The organism is Microbacterium lacus, assembly GCF_002812805.1.
GTDB classification, from domain to species: Bacteria; Actinomycetota; Actinomycetes; order Actinomycetales; family Microbacteriaceae; genus Microbacterium; species Microbacterium lacus_A.
Map to the genome: position 1 here is coordinate 81,667 of NZ_NMUM01000009.1, position 21,738 is coordinate 103,404.

16 protein-coding genes are annotated in these 21,738 nt (G+C 68.6%); 9 read left to right on the top strand and 7 right to left on the bottom strand.

Annotation, left to right across the window (positions count from 1 at the left end; translation table 11 throughout):
* The first annotated feature begins 30 nt into the window (after positions 1-30).
* Together CGU34_RS03625 and CGU34_RS03630 are read left to right on the top strand one after the other, a co-directional pair.
* Complete coding sequence (locus tag CGU34_RS03625) at positions 31-297, top strand: glutaredoxin domain-containing protein (protein WP_100813268.1); 267 nt, start codon at positions 31-33, stop codon at positions 295-297.
* Entirely contained in the window at positions 278-2,008 is a 1,731-nt protein-coding gene (locus CGU34_RS03630) for an aldehyde dehydrogenase family protein (protein WP_100813269.1), read from the top strand. Before CGU34_RS03625 ends, CGU34_RS03630 begins: the two co-directional genes overlap by 20 nt.
* Here CGU34_RS03630 and CGU34_RS03635 read toward each other — a convergent pair whose 3' ends face one another.
* Together CGU34_RS03635 and pip are read right to left on the bottom strand one after the other, a co-directional pair.
* Positions 2,009-2,980 carry an IS481 family transposase gene (locus tag CGU34_RS03635; protein WP_100813270.1) on the bottom strand — a complete coding sequence of 324 codons (972 nt, stop codon included), beginning with the start codon at positions 2,978-2,980 and terminating at the stop codon, positions 2,009-2,011. It abuts the gene before it with no gap.
* Between the two features lie 267 nt (positions 2,981-3,247).
* Positions 3,248-4,261 carry a prolyl aminopeptidase gene (gene pip, locus CGU34_RS03640; protein WP_100813271.1) on the bottom strand — a complete coding sequence of 338 codons (1,014 nt, stop codon included), beginning with the start codon at positions 4,259-4,261 and terminating at the stop codon, positions 3,248-3,250.
* Positions 4,262-4,423: 162 nt separating this feature from the next.
* On the opposite strand from pip, the gene CGU34_RS03645 reads away from it, so the two are divergent.
* Together CGU34_RS03645 and CGU34_RS03650 are read left to right on the top strand one after the other, a co-directional pair.
* Positions 4,424-6,181 carry a cation:proton antiporter gene (locus CGU34_RS03645; RefSeq protein WP_198517672.1) on the top strand — a complete coding sequence of 586 codons (1,758 nt, stop codon included), beginning with the start codon at positions 4,424-4,426 and terminating at the stop codon, positions 6,179-6,181.
* Positions 6,182-6,248: 67 nt separating this feature from the next.
* Positions 6,249-6,749: a recombinase family protein gene (locus CGU34_RS03650; protein WP_232711518.1), complete on the top strand. Its 501-nt coding sequence runs from the start codon at positions 6,249-6,251 to the stop codon at positions 6,747-6,749.
* Positions 6,750-6,801: 52 nt separating this feature from the next.
* Here CGU34_RS03650 and CGU34_RS03655 read toward each other — a convergent pair whose 3' ends face one another.
* From CGU34_RS03655 to CGU34_RS03675, 5 genes are all read right to left on the bottom strand, one after another.
* Positions 6,802-9,147, bottom strand: a complete 2,346-nt coding sequence (locus CGU34_RS03655) for an ATP-binding cassette domain-containing protein (protein ID WP_100813272.1) — start codon at positions 9,145-9,147, stop codon at positions 6,802-6,804.
* Positions 9,148-9,288: 141 nt separating this feature from the next.
* On the bottom strand, positions 9,289-9,549 hold the full coding sequence (locus CGU34_RS03660; RefSeq protein WP_100813323.1) for a DUF6458 family protein: 261 nt from the start codon (positions 9,547-9,549) through the stop codon (positions 9,289-9,291).
* 116 nt (positions 9,550-9,665) lie between these two features.
* The gene (locus tag CGU34_RS03665) at positions 9,666-11,780 is read right to left on the bottom strand and encodes an acyl-CoA dehydrogenase family protein (protein ID WP_100813273.1); all 2,115 of its coding nucleotides are present in this window, start codon (positions 11,778-11,780) and stop codon (positions 9,666-9,668) included.
* 160 nt (positions 11,781-11,940) lie between these two features.
* Positions 11,941-13,986 (bottom strand): DNA helicase RecQ, encoded by a 2,046-nt coding sequence (gene recQ / locus CGU34_RS03670; RefSeq protein ID WP_440344728.1) that lies wholly within the window; start codon positions 13,984-13,986, stop codon positions 11,941-11,943.
* 180 nt (positions 13,987-14,166) lie between these two features.
* The gene (locus CGU34_RS03675; RefSeq protein ID WP_100813274.1) at positions 14,167-16,785 is read right to left on the bottom strand and encodes a DEAD/DEAH box helicase; all 2,619 of its coding nucleotides are present in this window, start codon (positions 16,783-16,785) and stop codon (positions 14,167-14,169) included.
* 121 nt (positions 16,786-16,906) lie between these two features.
* Here CGU34_RS03675 and CGU34_RS03680 point away from each other — a divergent pair, with 121 nt between their 5' ends.
* The 5 genes from CGU34_RS03680 (at position 16,907) to CGU34_RS03700 (ending at position 21,735) form a co-directional block, all read left to right on the top strand.
* Positions 16,907-17,278: a GNAT family N-acetyltransferase gene (locus tag CGU34_RS03680; protein WP_232711519.1), complete on the top strand. Its 372-nt coding sequence runs from the start codon at positions 16,907-16,909 to the stop codon at positions 17,276-17,278.
* Positions 17,275-18,297, top strand: a complete 1,023-nt coding sequence (locus CGU34_RS03685; protein WP_100813275.1) for a pirin family protein — start codon at positions 17,275-17,277, stop codon at positions 18,295-18,297. The genes CGU34_RS03680 and CGU34_RS03685 overlap by 4 nt, the downstream gene beginning before the upstream one ends.
* Positions 18,298-18,365: 68 nt before the next feature.
* Positions 18,366-18,917 carry an ECF transporter S component gene (locus tag CGU34_RS03690; protein ID WP_036298110.1) on the top strand — a complete coding sequence of 184 codons (552 nt, stop codon included), beginning with the start codon at positions 18,366-18,368 and terminating at the stop codon, positions 18,915-18,917.
* Positions 18,918-19,036: 119 nt separating this feature from the next.
* Positions 19,037-20,914, top strand: coding sequence for an ATP-binding cassette domain-containing protein (locus tag CGU34_RS03695; RefSeq protein WP_100813276.1), 1,878 nt, complete (start codon positions 19,037-19,039; stop codon positions 20,912-20,914).
* Positions 20,911-21,735 (top strand): energy-coupling factor transporter transmembrane component T, encoded by an 825-nt coding sequence (locus tag CGU34_RS03700; protein ID WP_100813277.1) that lies wholly within the window; start codon positions 20,911-20,913, stop codon positions 21,733-21,735. Before CGU34_RS03695 ends, CGU34_RS03700 begins: the two co-directional genes overlap by 4 nt.
* The last annotated feature ends 3 nt before the right edge of the window (positions 21,736-21,738 follow it).

Genomic DNA, 21,738 nt, shown 5'->3' on the forward strand with positions numbered 1-21,738 from the left:
ACACCCGCAGGCCGGTTCTAGGCTGGTCAGATGACGACCGAGACTCCCGCCGAAACCATCACCATGTTCGGAGCCGACTGGTGCCGCGACTGCATCCGCACCAAGAAGCAACTCGACGAGCTCGGTGTGCCGTATACGTATGTAGACCTCGTCGCCGACCCGTCGGCCGCGGATGTGGCACGCGACATCTCGGGACGCACCAACATCCCCGTCGTTCTGTATCCCGACGCCTCGTTCCAGGTCGAGCCGTCGAACGCCGACGTCGAGTCGAAGCTCCGTGAGCTCGATCTCGTCTGATCCGGTCACTGTCGCCCTCGACGACGACATAGCCGCGCTGCGCGCCGGGCTCACATCCTGGTCTCACCTCACTCTCGGGCAACGCGCTCGCCTCCTCGAGCGCGTGCGCGTGAGCGTCGTGGCCTGTGCGCAGGAGTGGGCGGAACAGGCCGCGCTCATGAAAGGGCTGGACGATCGGCATCCGCTCCGGGGCGAGGAGTGGCTGAGCGGCCCGTACGCGGTGATCGTCGCGCTGGACGCGTATGCTCGCACCCTCGCGGAACTGAGCGCTGGGCGGAGCCCGCTCGACGCGCTCACCCTCGGCACCGCGCCCGGTGGGCGCGTGACAGTGCCCGCGTTCCCGGCGACTCCCGCCGATGCGCTCCTGCTGTCGGGGTTCACCGCAGAGGTCTGGCTGCGACCCGGCGTGACGGCGCAGGATGCGCGAACGACCGCGGGGCTCGGCCAGCGGCATCCGTCCGATAGCGGGGGCGTCGGTCTGGTGCTGGGAGCCGGCAACGTGACCGCGATCCCCGTGCTCGACGTGCTGTACGAACTCGTCGCCGGCAATCGTGTCGCCATCCTCAAGCTCAACCCGACGATGGATACCCTCGCGCTCACCTTCCGGCGAGCGCTCGCGCCCCTGATCGCGGCGGGGTTCCTGCGCATCGTCACGGGCGACGGCTCGGTCGGCGCCGCCCTGACCAGGCACGCGGGCATCGATCACGTGCACATCACGGGATCCGAGGCGACGTTCGACGCGATCGTCTGGGGCACCGGCGATGATGCGGCGGAGCGGAGGAGGAACGACGACCCCGCGATGCCCAAGCCGATCACCGCCGAGCTTGGCGGGGTCTCGCCCGTCATCGTGGTCCCCGGCGAGTGGACGGCGGCCGACCTACGCTTTCAGGCCGAGCACGTCGTCACGATGCGCCTGCAGAACGCCGGACACAACTGCATCGCGGGTCAGGTTGTCGTGGTCTCACGGGACTGGGCGCAGCGTGGCGCCTTCCTCTCCGAACTCCGCGCCGCGTACCTCCGTGCTCCGCAACGCCCAACCTGGTACCCACACGCGCCCGACCGCGTCGCGCGGACGGCCGCGGATTCTCCGATCGCGGAGACGTACGACGGGGGCGGCGAGCGCGTCCTCATGGTAATCGACGCGGAACAGGATGCCTCGGCGCTCGAGACCACGGAGTACTTCGCGCCGATTCTCGGCGTGATCGACCTGCCGGGTACGGGGCAGCAGTTCCTCGACAACGCCGTCGCCTATGCGAACGAGCGCCTCACCGGCACCCTCGGCGCAAACCTGCTGATCGACCCGGCGACGCGAACCGCCCTGGGGCCGGGCTTCGAGGAAGCGGTCGCCGAGCTGCGCTACGGCGCGATCGCGATCAACGCCTGGACGGGCTTCAACTTCCTGCTCGCGAACGGGACGTGGGGTGCCTACCCCGGCGGAACTTTGGACGACGTCGGCAGCGGAATCGGAGTCGTGCACAACGCTCTGCTGCTCGAGGGTGTCGAACGGACGGTCGTCCACGGACCCTTCCGACCCTTCCCTCGTTCGGTCCGCACGTTCGCCGACCCCGCGGAGCGGACCGTGCTGCCGAAGCCGCCCTGGTTCGTCACCGCGCGTACGGGCGCCGAGGTGAGCGAGGGGTTCACGCGGTACCAGATGACGGGCAATATCGCGGGGCTCGCGCGCACGCTCGCGCTGGCTCTGCGCGCGTAGCTAGTTGTAGCTCTCCGTGACGTTGTGAACGCGTTGGATGGGTGAGAGACCGTCGATGCCGCCGTGGGCTCTGTGGTGATTGTATTCGTGGAGCCAGTCGGCGTACGCAGCAAATCGCTCGGCTTCTGAACGGTAGGGGCGCGCGTAGGCCCATTCGGCGGCCAGAGTGCGGTTGAAGCGTTCGACCTTCCCGTTGGTCTGCGGGCGGTAGGGGCGGGTGAACTTGTGTTTCACGCCGACGCCGAGTGCGTCGTTGAAGGCGTGGGATCGGTAGCAGGAGCCGTTGTCGGTGATCACGCGCAGCACGGTGATGCCGTGCCCGGTGAAGAATGCTTTGGCGCGCTCCCAGAACGCGGCAGCTGTCTCCTTGCGTTCGTCGCCGAGGATCTCCGAGTACGCGAGTCTTGAGTGGTCGTCTATGGCGTGGTGCAAGTACGCGTAACCCGGTCTGCTCGTCTTCCGGTTGCTCTGTCCGCGCTGGCGGCTCATTACGCGGTGACCGCCGCCGTCGGGGATCCGGCCGAGCTTCTTGACGTCGACATGGACGAGATCGCCGGGGTTCGGGTGTTCGTAGCGGACCGGCTTCGGGCGCCGCACCGGCAGTCCGGTCGCCTTGTCCAACTGCGACAGGTGTGGCATCCGGTAACGACGCAGCACGTTCTCCACCGTCGAGCGGGACAGGTGCAGGTGCCAGGCGATCCGATGCGAGCCCCACCGCCTCGCGAACCTCAACGACACGATCCGTCTCTCCGTCCGTCGCGCCGTTCGCGATGGGGACATCAGCGGACGTGAGGACAGATCGCGCATCCCCGCGGTGCCTGCGGCCCGATACCGGTCTGCCCACTTCTTCGCTGTCGCCGGAGAGCAGCTGAACCTTTCCGCTGCTCTCCGCAACGGCCAACGAGAATCGACAACAAGCTTCGCCAGCCGCAGACGACCGGTTTCGGACAAGGGAGCATTAGCGTGAGTCACGAGGACCTCCGGTGGTCGAAATGAGTGTGGTAACCCACTTCGATATCGGAGGTCCTCCCAATTCACCTCACGCCACGCTGATCACAACCTCCGGGAGAGCTACAGCTAGTCACTTCGACAAGCTCAGTGACCGAACCGGGCGGAGCGTAGCGCCGTGCCGTGCCGCCGAAACACCCCTCGCACGACGAAACACCCCTCGCCGGGGGGTTTGTCGTGGCGCAAAGGGTGTTTCGGCCGCTGAATGGCGGGCGGGGTGCAGCGCCGGGGTCAGCGTGAGGCGAAGCGGTCTGTCGCCGCGACGAGCGCGGACTGGATGGCGGGCTCGGTGGCCGAATGCCCGGCGTCGGCGACGAGCACGAAGTGAGCCTCGGGCCACGCCCGACGCAAGTCCCACGCGGTCATGGGCGGCGTGCAGATGTCATAGCGCCCCTGCACGATGACGGCAGGGATGTCTCGAAGGATTCCGACATCCTCGATCAACTGCCCCTCGCGGAACCAGCCGCCATGGACGAAGTAGTGGTTCTCGATCCGCGCGAACGCGGTCGCCACCGCGGGCTCGGTCATCGAGGCGACGAGCGCCGCGTCCGGGCGCAGGGTGAGTGTGGATGCCTCCCAGCGACTCCACGCCACGGCTGCGGGCACATGCACGTTCGGATCGGGGTCGGTCAGGCGGCGGTGGTACGCGTCGATCATCCGTGAGCGCTCCAGCACCGGGATCGGCGCGATGAAGTCCTCCCACAGGTCCGGGAAGATCGCCGAGGCGCCGCCCTCGTAGAACCACTCGAGCTCGTGCCGGCGAAGCGTGAAGACCCCGCGCAGGATGATCTCGGTCACGACCGCCGGATGCGTCTGCGCGTACGCCAGCGCGAGGGCACTGCCCCACGAGCCACCGAACACCTGCCAGCGCGCGATGCCGAGGTTCTTGCGCAGCAACTCGATGTCGGCGACGAGGTGCCACGTCGTGTTGTAGCGCAGGTCGTCGCCGGGGTCGCTGGCGTGCGGGGTGCTGCGTCCGCAACCGCGCTGATCGAACAGCACGATGCGGTACTTCTCGGGGTCGAAGAGCCGCCGGTGCCAGGCGGACGTGCCCGCACCCGGTCCGCCGTGCAGGAAGACGACGGGCTTGCCCTTCGGATTGCCGCTGCACTCCCAATAGATCCGTTGGCCATCCCCCACCAACAGCTCGCCGGACTCGTAGGGCTCGATCGGCGGGTACAGGGGCGACGAGACGGGATGCGACGAGACGTGCGCCGCAGAGCTCTCGTCGGGGGTGGACACCATTCGGCCACGCTATCGCGTCCCCCGCCGATCATCGGGATGCCCTCCCGAGGTCGGCAGACCCCGCCTCTGAAGAACGGACCCCTAGGCTCTACGCATGGCTCGAGTGACGACCGTCACGCTCACCAGCGCGGGTGGACACCCTCGGGGTTCGGAAGGACGGACGTGGATCTGATTCTGCTGGTGGTGATGGGCGTCGTCGCGGTCGCCCTCGTCACCGCCCTCGCGCCGCGCGTCGGCGTTGCGGGCCCCCTCGCGCTGGTTGCTCTCGGCATCGTGGTCAGCTTTCTGCCCTTCGTTCCCGAGTTCGAGGTCGAGCCCGAGTGGATCCTGGCGGGCATCCTTCCGCCGCTGCTGTATTCGGCGGCGGTGGCACTGCCCGCCGTGGAGTTCCGGCGCGATTTCGGCCTGATCGGGGCGCTGTCCGTCGGCCTGGTGCTGATCTCGTCGCTCGTCCTCGGGGGCATCTTCGCCGTGCTGGTGCCCGGTCTCGGCATCGCTCTCGCGATCGGTCTGGGCGCGATCCTGAGCCCGACGGATGCCGTGGCGACATCCATCGTGCGAAAGCTCGGGATCTCGCCCCGCATCGTGACGGTGCTCGAGGGCGAGAGCCTGCTCAATGACGCCACGGCGCTCGTGCTGCTGAGTTCGGCGATCGCGGCGGTGACGGGATCGTTCTCGGTCTTGGACACCATCTGGGACTTCGGCTGGGCCGTGCTGTTGGCAGTCGTCGTCGGCGCGGTGGTCGGCTTCGTCAACCTGCGGGTACGGGCCTGGGTCGCCAGCCCGACGGCCAACACCGCACTCAGCTTCACGATCCCGTTCATCGCCTACGTCCCCACCGAGTACTTCGGCGGTTCGGGCCTCGTCGCCGCCGTGGTTGCCGGGATCGTGACCGGGCAGGGCTCGGCGCGCTGGTTCACGGCGGAACAACGGATGTCGGACGCCCTCAACTGGCGGACGATCGAACTGGTTCTCGAGGGCGGCGTCTTCCTCATCATGGGCCTCGAGCTGTACGGCCTCATCGTCGAGAGCGAAGAGAAGCACGAGGGCGTCTGGCATGCCGCCACGCTCGCCCTCGTCGCGATCCTGATCGTGCTCGCCGTGCGCATTCTTTATGTTGCGCCCCTCGTCTGGGCGCAGAGCCGTCGGGCTCGCAGGATCTCGTCGCTGCGCGACCGCTTCGACGACTGGGACAAGAGGGTCACGGATGCCTCGGCCTCCGATGCTCTGGCGGGCAGGCCGCGCCGCGGGCCCGTCCGAGCTCGCGCGAAAGGCCCGAACCATCCGCGTCGCCTGTTCCATTTCAGCCTGCGGATGACTCGGGCTCGTGCCGATCTGGACTACTACGAAGCATCGCCCCTGGGGTGGCGGCATGGCTCGCTGATCGTCTGGGCCGGCATGCGGGGAGCCGTGACCGTCGCGGCGGCACAGACCCTTCCGCGGGAGACGGAGAGCCGGGCGACGCTGCTGCTCGTGGCATTCTTCGTGGCCGCGGGGACTCTGCTGATCCAGGGAGGGACCCTCGGCTGGGTAGCGCGCCGGCTGGGGCTCGCAGGGTCGGGCGGCGGCGCGTCCCCGGAGGAACGCGACAACCTGCGGGGGGAGTTGCAGACCGCAGCGGCGACCGCCCTGGCTTCTCCGGATCTGCGTCGAGGCGACGGGACATCCTTCGATACGGAGATCGTGGCGCGCGTACGGGCACGCGTGCTGCAGCCCCCCGAAGACGACTCGAACGCGCGAGCGATGGAGATGAGCGAATTGCGCCTGGCGATGATCCACGCCATGCGCGATCGCCTGTTGGAACTGCGCCGCGACGGCACCTACAGCACCGCCGCACTCCGGCACTCGCTCGACGAGCTGGACGCGGACGAGCTCAGCATCCAGATGCGTCTCAGCGATTCCGAGCGGACCGGCGAGTAAGTCACGGCGCGCTCGTGCACCGACTCATGCACAATGGATCGTGCGGGTCTGTGAGCAGGGAGCACCCATGAACGAAACGATCGACGCGGTCGCCGACGGTCATACTCACGCGCCCTCCACGGACCGGCAGGAAGACTGCGCCGCAGACACGACGGCCCCCCTGCATCTGCCCCACCTGGCAGCCGAATGCCCGAAGTGCTTCACCGAGTTGCAGCGCGATCGCGACTGGTGGCTGGCCCGGCCCGCGGGTGCCCGCCTCGTCGGTCTCGTCGTCGCACGCGACGGGATGCCCACGGTCACCGAACAGCGAGATGAGCTGACCCGCTTCGGCGTGCCCATCGCGGGGTTCCGGCACCCCTCACCCGAGATCCTCGAGGGATGGTCCGACCGGCTCGGTCGGTTCTTCGCGACCCTCCAGCATGGGGACGTCCTCGTCGTCGCGAACGTGCACGCCCTGGGGCGGGACATCGACGAAGAGACTCGCGCCGTCGCGGAGCTGCACGCGCGCGGTGTCGTCGTGAAGGTGCTCAGCCACGGCGGGCGGCACCTGTTCGACACCGGACGCTGACCGCACCGGCATTTCGACTCGGCGCTGCGCGCCGTGCTCGATGGCCGGGTCGTCAGGAGCCGACGTACGTCCGAAGGTGCTGGGCGGTCAGAGTTTCTCCCGATGCCACCAACTCGGCCGGAGTGCCCTCGAAGACGATCCGACCGCCATCACGTCCGGCGCCCGGACCCATGTCGATGATCCAGTCGGCGTGAGCCATCACAGCCTGGTGATGCTCGATCACGATGACCGAGTTCCCGGCGTCGACCAGGCGGTCGAGCAGCCCCAGCAGGTTGTCGACGTCGGCCAGGTGCAGTCCCGTCGTCGGTTCGTCGAGCACGTACACCGCGCCTTTCTTGGCCATGCTGATGGCGAGTTTCAGGCGCTGTCGCTCACCCCCCGAGAGCGTATTCAGGCGCTGACCGAGGGTGATGTACGAAAGTCCCACGTCGACCATCCGCGCCAGCGTCGTGTGGGCCGGGCCGGACGGGAAGAACTCGGATGCCTCGGCCGCCGACATCGACATGACCTCGTGGATGTTGGCCCCGTTCAGGCGGTACGCGAGAACCTCGTCCGAGAAGCCCTTGCCCTCGCACACCTCGCAGACCGTCTCGACCGTCGAGGCGAACCCGAGCTCGGTGATGATGATCCCGAGTCCCTTGCAGACGGGGCAGGCGCCGGCCGAGTTCGCGCTGAAGAGGGCGGGTTTGACACCATTCGCCTTCGCGAAGGCGGCGCGGATGCCATCGAGCACACCCGTGTAGGTCGCCGGGTTGCTGCGCCGAGAACCGCGGATCGGTGCCTGGTCGACGACCACGACGTCCTCGAACGACGGCAGGTGCCCGTGGATGAGCGACGACTTGCCCGATCCGGCCACCCCCGTCACGACGGTCAGGATGCCGAGCGGGATGTCGACGTCGACGTTCTGCAGGTTGTGCTGCGTCGCGCCGCGGATCTGCAGGGCGCTCGTGGATGCGCGCACGGAGGGCTTCAGCCGGGCGCGATGATCCAGATGGCGGCCGGTGAGGGTGTCGGAGGCGCGGAGCCCCGCGACATCCCCCGTGAAGGTGATCTCTCCCCCGTTGCGCCCGGCACCCGGACCCAGGTCCACGACGTGGTCGGCGATCGCGATCACCTCGGGTTTGTGCTCGACGACCAGCACGGTGTTGCCCTTGTCGCGCAGGCGTCGGAGGAGATCGTTCATGCGCTCGATGTCGTGCGGGTGGAGTCCCGCGGTCGGCTCGTCGAACACATAGGTGATGTCGGTCAGGCTCGATCCGAGGTGGCGGATCATCTTGGTGCGCTGCGCCTCTCCGCCCGACAGCGTTCCGCTGGAGCGATCGAGCGACAGGTACCCCAGACCGATCTCCACGAACGAGTCGACCAGGTGGCGGAGGCCCGCCAGAAGCGGTGCGACCTCGGGGTCGTCGATCGTCCGGAGCCACGCGGCGAGGTCCGTGATCTGCATGGCCGCCGCATCCGCGATGCTCACGCCCCCGATCGTCGACGATCGCGCCGCCTCGCTCAGGCGCGTCCCGCCGCAGTCGGGACGGGCGGTGAACTTGACCGCGCGATCGACGAAGGCGCGGATGTGGGGCTGCAGCGCATCGCGATCCTTCTGGAGGAAGCTCTTCGTGATCTTCGGAATCAGGCCCTCGTAGGTCATGTTGAAGTCACGCATTTTGACCTTCACGGGCTCCTTGTAGAGGAAGTCCTGGCGCTCCTGCTCGGTGAAGTCGCGGATCTTCTTGTCGGGGTCGAGAAACCCCGACTCGGTGAAGCCGCGCACCATCCACCCGTCGACGTTGTAGCCGGGGATCGTGATGGCGCCCTCGGCGAGCGATTTGCCGCTGTCGAACAGTTCGTCCAGGTCGATGTCACTGGCCTCGCCGAGGCCTTCGCATCGCGGGCACATCCCACCCGTGACAGAGAACGATCGCGCCTCACGCGTGCCGTCATCTTTCTTGATCACGCCCGACCCGCTCACCGACGGGACGTTGAACGAGAAGGCCTGCGGCGATCCGATCTGCGGTGTGCCGAGCCGACTGAACAGCATCCGCAGCATTGCGTGTGCGTCCGTCGCTGTTCCCACCGTTGAGCGTGCGTTCGCGCCCATCCGCTCCTGATCGACGAGGATCGCGGGCGAGAGGTTCTCGAGCGCGTCCACGTCGGGACGGTCGGGGGCCGCCATGAACTGCTGAATGAAGGTCGAGTACGTCTCGTTGATCAGGCGCTGCGATTCGGCGGCGATCGTGCCGAAGACGAGCGACGACTTGCCCGATCCACTCACCCCGGTGAAGACCGTCAGGCGCCGCTTCGGAATCTCGAGCGAAACGTTCTTCAGATTGTTTTCGCGCGCGCCGATGACCCGGATGACTTCGTGCGCGTCCGCGACGTGCCCCGCCTGTCGATCAACCATGGGTGGTCCCCTCTTCGGGGACCAGTGTGCCCCACACCGCGGACGTTGTGTGTCCGGTGTGGGGCGACGGGATGCTCCGCTGTCACAGATCGACGTCGGCGCGGGCGCGGAGGGTCGATCTGTGACAGCGGAGCGGCCGTGTCAGACGCGCGGGTCTTCGGGTGCGCTGGTCTCGCTGCGCGTGACGCGCTCACCCGAGACGGGATCGACGCCGCTGCGGGTCGTCGAGGCGACGCTGCGCCGACGAGCCAGCAGCGCGATCCCGATGATCGTGATGATGACGCCGGCGCCCATCAGGATGTAGCCGACCGTCTTGATGTCGATCCAGCCGAGGTCGACGTTGAGCGCGAAGGCGCAGATCGCGCCGACCGCGAAGAGAAAGATGCCGAATCCGATGCTCATGAGGTGCCTGCTTTCGGTGTTTGCGGCGCGGCCAATCGGCGCGCCGCGGACGACCCTACGCATGCCGAAGGCCGGACGCGACGGGTTGCGCCCGGCCTTCGGCATGCGGTAAGGGCTCATGCTCGGGTCGGAGTCTTCCCCTTCTTCTCGGGGACGGGAGCCGATCCGGATGCCTCGAGCGCGGCGTAGTACGCCCGCGCCTCGTCCTGGCGCGCCTTCTCGGCACCCGTCGCGATCGGTGCGCGCACGTGCTCGGGGGCGAAGCCGAAGGCCTCGACGAGGTCGAGCGAATGCGGCCGCAGTCGCACGCACAGGCGATCGATGTAGCTCGACACAGCCCCTCCGCGCTGGGCGGAGAGGCGCCCGTTGATGAGGTACCAGGCCAGGTGCTTCTCGATCATGCTGAGGCCGAACAGGTCGCGAAGCCACGTCAGCACCTGACGGCTGCCCTCGTCCGTGATGCGCGCGAGGGCGTCCGTGAACGCCTCCCACTGCAGCAGCTCTCCGTGCGCGCGCGCCGCCTCGATCAGCTCGGACTGGTTGGCGTTGAACAACGCGGCAGCCTCGTCGCGTGGCAGTTTCGCGGCGGAACGCAGGCGCCCCGCGATGTCGGCGACCATCTGCTGCACGCGGCCTGCCAGCAGCTCGTGCTGCTGGTCCGCACGCAGACCGCGCTCGACCGACCTCGCGGTCGAACCGAGGTCACCGACCGCCTGTCCGAGCTGACGAAGTCCAGCACCGTGGAAGAACTTGCCCGCGGTCTGCCCGACGGCGAAGGCCGCGAGAGCCCGAGCATCCTTGTCCTTGAACTGCCGGCCGTAGTCGGTCAGCAGACGCTTGCCGACGAGCTGCAGCAGCACGTTGTTGTCGCCCTCGAACGTGGCGAAGATGTCGAGGTCGGCGCGCAGTCCCACGAGGCGATTCTCGAAGAGGAAGCCGTTGCCGCCGCACGCTTCGCGTGACTCCTGCAGGGTGTCGAGGGCGTGCCAGGTCGAGAGCGGCTTGAGCGCCGCCGCCAGGGTCTCGAGGTCTTCGCGGTCGGCGTCGGTGTCGGACTTTCCGCTGAACACGGCGTCGAACTTCTGCAGGAATTCATCGTGCGCGAAGAGTCCGGCATAGGTCGTCGCGAGACGGGGGAACAGGCGGCGCTGGTGGCGGCCGTAGTCCATCAGCACAACCTCGTCGGTGCCGGCCCCGGAGTCGAACTGGCGGCGCTGCGTGGCGTAGGTGATCGCGATGTTGAGCCCGAGAGCCGACGCCCACATGGCGGACCCGTCGAGCGACACGCGACCCTGGACGAGCGTGCCGAGCATCGTGAAGAAGCGGCGGCCGGGGCTCGAGATGTCGCTCGAGTAGGTGCCGTCCGCGGCCACGTCGCCGTACTTGTTGAGCAGGTTGGTGCGGGGGACGCGCACGCCGTCGAAGTGCAGGCGGCCGTTGTCGATGCCGTTCAAGCCACCCTTCAGCCCGTCGTCCTCGCCGCCGATGCCGGGCAGGAAGTCGCCGTTCGCATCACGGAGCGGCACGTAGAAGCAGTGCACGCCGTGATTCACGCCGTTGGTGATGAGCTGCGCGAAGACCGTCGCCGCGATGCCGTGCAGGGCCGCGTTGCCGAGGTAGTCCTTCCACGCACCGCGGAACGGCGTCTGGATAACGAACTCCTCCGTCGCCGGGTCGTAGGTCGCGGTCGTGCCGATGGCCGCGACATCCGACCCGTGACCGGTCTCGGTCATCGCGAAGGCGCCGGGGATCTCGAGGCTCATGATGCCGGGCAGCCACTTGTCGTGGTGCTCCTTCGTGCCGAGCTGCAGAACGGCCGACCCGAACAGGCCCCACTGGACGCCGGCCTTGATCTGCAGGCTGGGATCCGCGGTGACGAGTTCTTCGAAGCCCGCGATGTTCGAGCCGTTGTTCTCCTCGCCGCCGTACGCCTTCGGGAACGCGCGGTGAACGCCGCCCTGTTCGACCAGCAGGTGGAGCTGGCCCAGCACGCGCTCGCGATGCGCGTCCATGCCGAGGGAATCGTCACGCCAGAGGTCGGGGTTCTTCGTCATCTCGCGGGCGACGCGGCGGGTGTCGGCCCAGGTTCCGAGCAGCAGGTCCGTGACCTGCGCGATGTCGATGCGTGGATCGGATGCCTCGGCGGCGCTGTTCGGCGCGTGGGTCGCACCACCCGCGGGGGTGCGCTTGTCACTCGAGGGCTTGCGGGAGCGAACGGCGGTGTCAGCCATGACTGTCCTCTCGACAGCGAAAACTACAGGGGTGACGTCATCGTAGGACTGCCACAACGATGCGTGAACTCACCTGTGCCCATACGCCAAGGGCCAGGCACCCCGTCCGCCGGGTGGATTGTCGCCTCCCCACACACCGGGGAACGGGCGGGACGACCGGCTACGCCCCAGCGATCACCGCGAGCACGGCCTCGCCGTACGCCTCACGCTTTTTCGCGCCGATGCCCGTGATGCCATCCAGCTCGGCCGCCGACGAGGGACGGTGCTCGGACAGCGCACGCAGGGTCGCATCGCCGAACACGATGTACGCCGGCATGCCCAGCTCGCGGGCCGTTTCGGCGCGCCAGGCGCGGAGGGCTTCGAAGAGCGGCTGGTCGGCCGCATCCACGTCCGCCGATGCGGCCGTTCGTCGCGAACGAGATCCACCGCCCCCGCCGCCGGTGCGCCCGAGCACATCGCGCCGCAGCGGCACGGGCGCTTCGCCGCGCAGCACGGAACCGGCCGGTTCGCCGAGAGCCAGGGTGCCGTACTCGCCCTGCGCCACGAGGATGCCGCGCGCGAGCAGCTGGCGGATGACGCTTCGCCAGTCCTGGTCGCTCAACTCGGCACCCAGGCCGTAGGTCGAAAGCTTGTCGTGACCCTGTTGCCGGATGCGGTCGGTGGAAGCCCCGCGCAGGATGTCGACGAGATGCCCCGCACCGAACGCCTGGCCGCGCTCGCGTTGCAGACGCACGATGGTCGAGAGGAGCTTCTGCGCCGGGACGAGTCCGTCCCAGGTCTCGGGCGGAGTGAGACACGTATCGCAGTTGCCACACGGACCGGACGCCTCGCCGAAGTATCCGAGCAGGTTCTGCCGCCGACATCCGACCGTCTCGCAGAGCGCGAGCATCGCGTCGAGGTGCTGACCGAGTCGCGTCTTGTACGAGCGGTCGCCGGGGCTCTGATCGATCATGCGCCGCTGCTGCACCACGTCGCCGAGGCCGTAGACCATCCAGGCGACGGATGGTTCGCCATCGCGACCCGCGCGGCCCGTCTCCTGGTAATAACCCTCGACCGACTTCGGCAGGTCGACATGAGCGACGAAACGAACATCCGGCTTGTCGATCCCCATGCCGAAGGCGATGGTCGCGACCATGACCACACCGTCCTCACGCAGGAACCGGGACTGATGCGTCGAGCGCGTCGAGGCGTCGAGGCCCGCGTGATACGGCAGCGCGTTGATCCCCTGCGTCCGAAGGTAGGCGGCCGTCTGGTCGACGCTCTTGCGGCTGAGCGCGTAGACGATCCCGGCCGATCCCTCGGGCTGTGTGCGGATGAAGGACAGCAGCTGCTTGCGCGGCTCGACCTTCGGCTCGACGCGGTACTGGATGTTCGGGCGATCAAAGCTCGCCACGAAATGCCGGGCCTCGGGCAGCCGCAGCCGCTCGCCGATCTCGGCGTGGGTCGCGGGTGTCGCGGTGGCGGTCAGGGCGAGGCGCGGCACCCCCGGGAACCGCTCGGCCAGGTCGCCGAGTCCTAGGTAGTCGGGCCGGAAGTCGTGCCCCCACTGCGAGACGCAGTGCGCCTCGTCGATCGCGATGACGCTGAGCTTGCCGCCCTCGAGCAGGCGGGCAGTCGACGAGGTGTTCAGACGCTCCGGCGCAACATAGAGCAGGTCGAGCTCGCCACCGAGGTAGGCGCGCTCCACCTGTGCACGCTCGTCCGGCGCCTGAGTGGAGTTGAGGTACGCGGCGCGCACGCCGTTGGCGCGGAGAGCGTCGACCTGGTCGTGCATCAGGGCGATGAGCGGCGAGACGACCAGGCCGGTGCCCTCGCGGACGAGCGCCGGCACCTGGTAGCACACGCTCTTGCCCGCGCCCGTGGGCATCAGGACAATGGCATCGCCGCCCGCGACGACGTGTTCGATGACGTCGGCCTGATCGCCGCGGAACGCGTCGTACCCGTAGACGGTGCGGAGCGCATCGAGTGGGGTGGCGTATCCGGATGCGGCGGCGCGACGCTCTCGCGGAGGAGCGGTCGCTGCGGCCGGGCGACTGGAGCCGGTAGCGAGCGGCGCCGGGGCGGCCCAGTCGGGTGGGGGTGCGCCCGTGTCGGGCGGCGGCACCCAGTCGTCGGGTTCGGGGGCCCAGTCATCCGGTGGCGGTTCGTCCCACGCACCGGCCCACTGCTCGCCCGCGGCGGACGGATCGGAAGGGGCTGGGGGCACCTGTCGAGTGTAACGAGCGCCCCCGACGCTCGGCCCGGGCGGGGGCAGCGCGACGAGCAGCGAACATCGCGGAGGTTCGCTGGGGCTGAAGTGAACACGGGGCTAGTTTTGGGCGACACGAAAGCCAACCACACCTCTCGGATGTTCGCGGCGTCCCGCGTCGACCACGGGGCGTGGACGTTACAGCCGCAGGACCTCGTCGACGTGCAGCACCGCGGCACCCTCCTCGTCGGACGCATCGAGATCGACCGACCCGCGGATCCGCCAGTCGTGGTTGCCATCCGGGTCGTCGATCGTCTGCTCGACCCGCCATATGCCGTTCGCGGCATCCGACTCGTCGATCGCGACGAGCGCGGGAGATCGCGCCGGGCCGCCCGTCATGATCTCGTCGTGCTCGTCGAAGTACGCGTCGAGCGCATCGGGCCATCCGGCGTCGGGATCGAGCTCGACGAGCTCGTCGTCCTGCTGAAGAGCTGCGAGACGGATGCGCCGGAACAGCTCGTTGCGCACCAGCACCATGAACGCCCGCCGGTTCCGCACGAGCGAGGGCGGGGGCGGCGGCACGACCGGTGCGGAGGGGTCGGTGACCGGGTTGATCAGGCTCTCCCACTCGTCGACGAGACTGGAGTCGACCTGCCGGACGAGTTCGCCCAACCAGGCGACGACGTCGAGCAGGTCCTCGGTCTGAGCCTCGATCGGGACGGTCTGCCGAATCGCCCGGTAGGCGTCGCTCAGGTACCTCAGCACCAGACCTTCGCTCCGGCCGAGTTGATAGAGCGAGACGAACTCGCCGAACGAGAGGGCCCGCTCGTACATGTCGCGGACGACCGACTTGGGCGAGAGTTGGAAGTCGCGGATCCACGGCTGGCTCGAGGCGAAGACCTCGTAGGCCTGGGCCAGCAGTTCCGCGAGCGGCTGGGGGTGCGTGACCTCCTCGAGCGCCGCCATCCGCTCGTCGTACTCGATCCCGGCTCGCTTCATCGCCGCGACCGCCTCGCCCCGCGCGCGGAACTGCTGCTGCGACAGCACGGGGCGGGGGTCGTCGAGCGTCGCCTCGATCACGCTGAGCACGTCGAGCGCGTAGTGGCCCGTCCCGACGGTCTGGGAACCGTCCGCAATTCGCAGATTCTCGCGAGGTTCGGAGGAATCGGGCGCGATTCTACGGAGTTCGCGCGATTCTGCGAGGTTGGCCGCGTCGCTGGCGGGCTCGGTGCGATCCAGCAACTCGATCGCGGCGAGCGCGAACGGCGAGAGCGGCTGGTTGAGGGCGAAGTTCGGCTGCAGGTCGACGGTGAGACGGATGGCGCCTCCCGGTCCGACCTCGACGATGCCCGCCTGTCGGAGCGTGCGGAAGATCGCCAGAGCCCGGCGTGCCAGGGCGTAACGGCGGACCAGCGGCTCGTGGTTGTCGAACACGAGAGAGCGGACGTTGGCGAACACGTCGCCTCCGCGCGCGATCACGTTGATCAGCATGGCCGCCGTGAGCTGCATCTGCGGCAGCAGCGGCTCGGGCTCGGCCACCACGAGCTTGTCGAAGGATGCCTCGCCCCACGACACGAACCCCTGCGGAGCTTTCTTGCGGACGATGTTCTTGACCTTCGACGACGGGTTCTGCGCCTGCTTGGCCGTGGCCTTCCGGAGAGCCGCTTCGTTCTCGATCTCATGCTCGGGTGCCATCACGACGACGGTTCCGGCGGTGTCGTAACCCGCTCGCCCGGCGCGCCCGGCGATCTGGTGGAATTCGCGGGCGCTGAGCTGACGCATCCGCTGTCCGTCGTATTTCGACAGCGCCGTGATGAGCACCGTGCGAATCGGGACATTGATGCCGACGCCGAGGGTGTCGGTGCCGCAGATGACCCGCAGGAGGCCGCGCTGGGCCAGGGTCTCGACGAGGCGGCGGTACCTGGGCAGCATGCCCGCGTGATGCACCCCGATGCCCGCACGTACGAGGCGCGAGAGCGTCTTGCCGAAGCCCGTGGTGAAGCGGAAGCCTCCGATCGCCTCGGCGATCTCGTCGCGCTGCTCGCGTGAAACGATCTTCACGCTCGAGAGGGCCTGCGCCCGCTCCATGGCCGCTGCCTGCGAGAAATGGACGACGTAGATCGGCGCCTGTTTCGTCTCGAGCAGCTCTTCAACAGCCTCGTGGATCTGATCCTTCGAGTACGAGAAGTGCAGAGGCACGGGCCGCTCGACGCCCGTCACGAGGGCGACCGGCCTGCCCGTTCGGCGCTCGAGATCCTCCACGATCGGCGTCACATCGCCGAGCGTGGCCGACATGAGCAGGAACTGCGCGCGCGGGAGCAGCAGCAGCGGTACCTGCCACGCCCAGCCGCGGTCGGGATCGCCGTAGTAGTGGAACTCGTCCATCACGACTTGATCGACGGATGCGTCGGAACCCTGACGCAGAGCCAGGTTCGCGAGGATCTCGGCGGTGCAGCAGATGATCGGAGCATCCGGATTGGCCGACGAATCGCCCGTCACCATACCGACGTTCGACGCCCCGAAGATCTCGGCGAGCGCGAAGAACTTCTCGCTCACGAGCGCCTTGATCGGCGCCGTGTAATAGGTGCGACCGCCGCGAGCGAGGCAGGCGGCATGCGCCGCGACGGCGACGAGAGACTTACCGGTGCCCGTCGGCGTCGACAGGATCACGTGCGCCCCCGAGACGAGCTCGATGACGGCCTCGTCCTGCGCCGGATACAGACTCAGGCCCCGCTCGGAAGCCCAATCGACGAAAGCTTCGTAGATCACGTCCGGGCTCGCGTCGGTGCTCGGGGGCATCCGTGCGAGAAGGTCCATTCCTCGAGTCTTCCCCATGCGGCCGGAGAAGAGGACCGAAGCGTGTTTTCCTGACCTGTCCACCCCGTCGCGGAACACGACCGTGCGCGCCTACGTTGGAACAACCGAGGGAAGGAACCCCATGAGCCACGACGGCAGCGCAATGAATGAGGCCCCGGCCGCCCCGACGGTCATCCGCAACGACGAACGCAACCGCTACGAGCTGAAGGACGGCGACGAACTCGCCGGGTTCGCCGTATTCGAACTCAGCGAGGGTGGACGGATCGCGTTCACCCACACCCAGATCGACAAGGCATTCCGCGGTCGCGGCTTCGGCGACATCATCGCCTCCGAGTCACTCGCGGATGCCGCTCGCCGCGGCGAGACGATCGTGCCGCTCTGCCCGTTCATCGCCAGCTACCTCAAGGATCACGAAGTACCCGGCGGCGTCATCGACTGGCCCGACGAATCCGACGCGCAGGAGTCCGCGACGACGGGTGAGTCGGCGGGATGACCCGTCTGGACGCGGCCGGCGACGAGGATGTGCAGCAAGCATCCGATTGCGATGGGCCGCGTTCGTTGCGCCTCGAGGCGCGGGACGTCCCGCTCGGCGGCGTCCGCGCCATGGAGGTGCGCCGCATCCTGCCGCATCGCGAGTTGCCGATGGTGGGCGCGTGGTGCTTCCTCGATCGTTTTGGCCCGCAAGACGCACTGATGCGGGTCGAGCCGCACCCCCATATCGGGCTGCAGACGGTGACGTGGCCGTTCGTCGGCGAGGTGCATCACCGCGACAGCGTGGGGAGCGATGTTGTCGTGACGCGCGGCGAGCTGAATCTGATGACGAGCGGTGCGGGCATCTCGCACTCGGAGTATTCGGTCGGCGAGCATCCGATTCCCCTCGACGCCCTGCAACTGTGGATCGCGCTGCCCGAGAACCGCCGTCACGGCGCACCGTCGTTCGAACGCCACACCGCACTGCCGACGCTCGATCTGCAGGCGCCGGAGGGTGAACCCGCCGGCACCGCGACTGTCGTGATGGGTGAGCTCGCCGGCACGACGTCGCCCGCGAGCGCCTTCACCCCGCTGGTGGGTGCCGAGATCGTCGTGCTGGCCGGATCGACCGCGCGTATCCCGCTCCGGCGCGAGTGGGAGTACGCCCTGGTGGGCGCGTTCGGCGCTGCCGACGTCGCGGCAGGTCTCGGGGCGGATGCCTCGGGCCCGGGCGATGTCGATCCCGCGGCCGCGACCCTCGGGCCCCACGAGCTGCTGTACCTCGGTATCGGTCGCGACCACATCGACGTGACTGCTGCCGAGCCTGCGACGCTCTTCCTCATCGGCGGCGAACCGTTCGAGTCCGACCTGGTGATGTGGTGGAACTTCGTCGGGCGCACCCACGACGAGATCGTCGAGGCGAGGGATGCGTGGGAGGCAGGCTCGATACGCTTCGGCCACGTCGTGGCTCACGGCGACGAGCGCGTTCCCGCACCTCCCCTGCCGGGCGTCCGCCTCACCCCGCGGCGCCGTCGCCCCTGAGCGCGACCGCGGGTTTTGTCCGGCGCACCGGTCGCCGCGGGACCCTGGTGGAGCGATAACCTGACGTGGTGCGCACCCGGAGCCCCCTGACGACGCGCGTGCTGCTGACGTGCGCGGCGATCGGCGTTGCAACGGGACTGGTCGGCGCGGTGGCCGGATGGCTCACGCCCGTTGTGATCATCGGCACCGCTGGCGTGGCCTACGGCCTGGTGCTCGGCTCGCATGTCTTGCCCGGAATCATCGCGCAGGAACTCCTGCGCATGCCCTTCGTAGCGCTGCTCGCCCACCTGATCGCGGCGCTTGTTGCGAGTGCTTTCAACCCGGCGTGGGCTCTGCGTTTTCTCGGCACGGCCCTCCTCTTCGGACTGATTCAGGAGGGTGTCGCCGCACTGACTCGCTATCGAGCGTGGGGGGCGTGGCGCTTCTTCGTCTCGGCGGCGATCATCGGCATCCTCATCGCCGTCGTCGTCGGCTTTGTGGTCGACCTCGCGCGCTTGCCCCTCTGGGCCCAGGCAATCTATATCGCGCTCTCGATCCTCGGCCCCATCGCCTGGACGGCCGTCGGCCTGGCTATCGGCGCCGCGCTGCGTCGCGCCGGCGTCTCGCGCGTTCCCCGCTGACGCCGCCCCGGCCGGCGTCCCGCGCACCCGACCCTTTCATTGCCGAGGAAGGTAAGGCTCAGCTAAATTGGGATGAGAACCAGGGTGCCTGGTTCTCTGGGTTTCCACCCGAGGCTTCTGTGACCGCTTCCCCCGACTTCTCGTCCGCACCTCGCCGCGCGGGCGTTTCGGCGACCGTGACGCACCTTGCCGTGCGGTATCCCGACGCGGCGAGCGCGGCACCGGACGGTGTCTCGTTCTCGGTCGGACCAGGCGAGGTGGTGCTGATCCTCGGGCCGAGCGGCTCGGGCAAGTCGACCCTCGCGCTCAGCTTGAACGGCCTCATCCCCCACGCGATCCCCGCCGACATCGGCGGCAGCGTGCTGATCGACGGCCGTGACACCACCCAAGCGACGGTCGCCGAGCTGAGCCCGAGCGTGGCGATGGTGTTCCAGGACCCGGACGCGCAGATCGTCACGTCCACCGTCTTCGACGAGGTGGCGTTCGGGCCTGAGAATCTCGCACTCCCGGTGCACGAGGTCCTGTCCCGGGCCGAGGCGGCGCTCCGTCGCGTCGGACTGTGGGAGCGACGCGACGACAACCCCGACCGCCTGTCGGGCGGTGGTCGCCAGCGCCTCGCGATCGCGACCGCCCTGGCGATGGGATCGGGCCTGCTGGTGCTGGATGAACCCACGGCCAACCTCGACCCACAGGGCATCGACGACGTCGCGGCCGCCCTCGCCAACGTCGTCGAGTCAGGCGATAGCTCGATCGTGTTGGTCGAGCACAACCTCGACGCGATGGTCGAGCTCGTCAGCCGCGTGATCGTGCTCGACGCGAACGGGCACCTCGTGGCCGATGGCACCACGGACGCGGTGCTCCGGGGGCGCGCCGCCGAGCTCAGCGCGCTCGGGGTGTGGCTGCCGGTGTCGGCGCTCGCCGCGCTCCGACTCCGCGCGGCGGGGTACGCGCTCGACCCGCTCCCCCTCACCGCCGCCGAACTGCGTGCCGCGCTCGAGACAGCGGCTCAACCGGCAGCGGACGGTGCGAACGCGGGGAGGACGGATGCTTCGGCCGCCATGCCACGCGCCTCCAGCCCCGCATCCGGGACCGTCCCCGCACTCGCACGCACCGAGCGGCCCGCCGAGCCGATCATCCGCGTCCGCGATCTGACCGTCCGTCGCGGCCGCACCCCGGTGCTGCACGGCATCGACCTCGACGTCCGCGCGGGCGAGTTCCTCGCCGTCGTGGGCCCGAACGGTGCGGGTAAGACGACGCTCGTTCAAGCGATAGCGGGTGTCGTACCACCGCCGCGTGGCCGGGTCGTCGTCGACGGGATCGACCCGGGCCGCGCGGATGTTGCGGCGCTGACGGCGCGGATCGGCTTCGTCTTCCAGAATCCCGAGCACCAGTTCGTCACGAACAGCGTCTTCGACGAGTTGGCGCAGGGTCTCCGCCTGCGCGGCGCGAACGAGGCAGAGATTCAGACGCGGGTCGCGGACATGCTCGAGCGCTTCGGGCTGACCGGGCGCGAAGCATCCCATCCCTTCCTGCTCTCGGGCGGACAGAAGCGACGCCTGTCTGTGGGCACGGCCTTGATCGCCGGCGCACCGGTGCTGGCGCTCGACGAACCGACGTTCGGCCAGGATCGCGCGCGCGCTGACGAGCTGCTCGGAATCCTCGCCGAGCTCAACGCGCAGGGCACGACCGTCATCGTGGTGACGCACGACATGCAGCTGGTGACCGAGTACGTCACACACACCGCGGTGATCGTCGAGGGGCGTCTGCTTGCGCACGCTCCGACCGCGGACATCTTCGCGGACGCCGAGCTGCTCCGCGCAGCGGGGCTCCGTCGACCGCCGTTGGCATCCGCGCTGGCGGATCTGTCGATGCATCCCGAGATCTCGGGAATCGTCCGACTGGCGGATCTTCCGGGTACTCTCTCGGCCGATTCGGGCCGACTCGGTGGAACGGAGCCGCAGAGAGCGCCCGAATCGACCGAGGGGGCTGCGCGATGATCGATGCGACGCCGAGGCCGACCCTCGAGCACGCCGCGAGCCGCGAAGCCGAACCGCGCTGGCGCTTGCTGTACGCCCTGAATCCGCTCGCCAAGATCGCCGCTCCCGTGCCGGCGATGCTCGCGCTGCTCGCCGTGCGGGACCTGCCGACCCCGGCCGCTTTCCTCGTGCTTGCATACGCCGTCATCCTCCTGGGCGCCCGCCTCTCGGCCAGGACGCTCGTGATACTGCTGCTCGCCGTGCCCGCTTTCCTGCTGCTGATCGGTATCGGCTTTTCTCTGTGGACGGATGCCTCGCGCATCTCGCACGACGTCGTGATCCTGCAGCTCGGCTCCTGGACCCTCTACGGCGAGGCGCTCGAGATCGGTTTCGCGACCGCACTGAGGCTTGGAGCGATTCTGGCGCTTGCGCTGATCGGGGGGCTGACCACGACGGGGCCCGACCTGACCCGCTCGATGATCCAGCAACTGCGAGTTCCGTATCGCGTCGGATACACGGCGCTCGCGGCGTTCCGTTTCGTGCCGCGCTTCGGGCACGAGCTCGAGGTGATCCGTGCCGCACATCGGGTCCGCGGCGCCACGTACGGCCGCGGGCCCATCGCCGCGGTGAGGCGACGGATCGGGTACGTCGTGCCGCTGCTCGCCGGCGCCATTCGGCACGCCGAGCGCGTCGCCCTCTCGATGGACGCGCGCGCGTTCGGCGCCTACCCGCATCGAACCGAGCGGTACCGGATCCCGTTCCGGGCGCGGGACTTCGTGTTCATTGCGCTGTTCTGGATCGCCAGCGCCGCGATCTTCCTCGCCTTCCGCCCGTGGGCCTGACAC